Source organism: Desulfotomaculum sp. OF05-3, from assembly GCF_003435535.1.
In the GTDB taxonomy this organism is placed as follows: domain Bacteria; phylum Bacillota; class Clostridia; order Lachnospirales; family Lachnospiraceae; genus Pilosibacter; species Pilosibacter fragilis.
The window spans coordinates 1-1726 of sequence record NZ_QWGO01000072.1 but is presented as its reverse complement, the minus strand read 5'-3'; the positions used below and the strand labels follow the sequence as shown (position 1 = coordinate 1726).

At 41.8% G+C, this 1726-nt stretch carries 2 protein-coding genes; both read right to left on the bottom strand.

The genetic code is table 11. From position 1 onward, the window contains the following. A partial coding sequence (locus tag DXA87_RS17525) for a MobA/MobL family protein (protein ID WP_242998137.1) occupies window positions 1-527 on the bottom strand: 527 nt, incomplete at its 3' end. A 188-nt stretch (window positions 528-715) separates the two neighbouring features. After that, window positions 716-1552: a DUF2262 domain-containing protein gene (locus DXA87_RS17520; protein ID WP_117505573.1), complete on the bottom strand. Its 837-nt coding sequence runs from the start codon at window positions 1550-1552 to the stop codon at window positions 716-718. Window positions 1553-1726 lie beyond the last annotated feature (174 nt).

Here is a 1726-nt window from a genome sequence, read left to right as displayed (position 1 = left end):
CACCTGCCGGATGGCAGCTTTATCCGTTCCCCGTTTTCGTCAAGGTCATAAACCTTGCGGCTCTTGGGAAGCCATTTTCCATGTTCGTCCATTGCCCTCATAGTCAGCAGGACATGGGCGTGGGGATTGTGTCCCGGCGGATGGGGGTCATGGATGGCAAAGTCAGCAATCATGCCTTTGGTGGAAACAAATTGCTGTTCACAAAACTCCCGGACAAGGACAGCATATTGGTCGGGCGGTATCTCTCTGGGGATGGTAAGCACCCACCGCCTTGCAAGCTGGGAATTCCATTGTTTTTCCACCGCTTCGGCGGCGTTCCATAGAGTATTGCGGTCTGCATACGACCGTGGGGCATTTGCCGGAAGCAGGATTTCATTGTGGACGATACCACGCTTTTCCGGATAGTGCTTCACTTGCTGGTCATATTCACAGAACAGCTTTTCACCACTCCGGTAAGCAGCGGCGGCAACAGCAGACTGCTGCTGACTTCGCTGCACAATCGAGATTTCGTTGTGCGGACAGGGCATTTCGTGTCCCTCCTTTCGGTAATTGGTGGATGGGGTGGCGTTTTACCACCTCATTTTGGGCAGAAAAAAAGCAGGAGACCTTTTTTCAGATTTCCTGCTCGGTGTGCCGCTGTGTGGGCGGCGGGTATTTAGTTGTAAAAGTTCGGGACAAGTTGACCCGATGTGTGAGTGGCAAACTGGAAGTTTTTTCATCCGGCTATATTAGCACTTATAATCTCTCCATTTGGCTCAACCACTATTTCAATAATATGTCCCCAAAACATATCGTCGTCGTTGTAAAATAAAGATAAACTTCCATCTGGACTAACTGTTATTGAGCTAATTTCCATACGTTTTTTAAACAATTCTCTTGTGATTTTTTCTGTATCAATTTCATCTGAATCCTCCAGCCATTCATTTGCAAGTTCTGTTAGCTCTTGTGCAGCAAATGCACGATATTTATTATCATTATCCACAATATTATCTACTAATTCCTTTAATACTTTCATTGCCTGTTCAGCGGTATCTCCATCTTCCTCATCGGTTTCCAAATATACATTTGCCTCTACACCATTCCAATTTACAATTCCCTCAAACCATGAAAATTCTCTATCCAAGTCAAAAGAACCTAATTCATTTTCCATAGAAATTGGCTTAGCATAGTATTCTTTCAAAGCTTCCAATTTTTCATTTGAAGCATGTTCTTCAAGCACATTTATAAGCATATATCTGTTGTTTATATATTGTACCTGATATGGCTGCAATTTTTTCGGTATACATTTTCTGACAGCGACACGATAAATGCCAAATTGCTCAAATTCATATCCCAACCCATTGCGTTTATTGTCATTTTTTATAAGCCATTCAATACGACCTTTCTCATGAAAGAACTGACCTGTACGCAAATCTATGGACGCAAGAAAATCAATAGATGGTTTCAGCATATCTTTTATAATTGCTGCTCCTTTACACGATGCTTGCACTAAAATAAGCATTTCATATTCTTCTGTTTCGAATCCTTTCTCAAAATCTGTTTGTACTGACATAATTCTTTCCACCTTTTCTTGGTAATTTACATAATCAAATTTTCTTTATTTTCCGAAAACTTCTAATTTGTTGTTGACTTCATTATACTTTACCCGACCCTCAAAGTACAGAGAGATTTTGTAAAACTTGTCGGCTGGAAACAGCTTGCAACGCAAGGTGTCCCCAGATGGCAA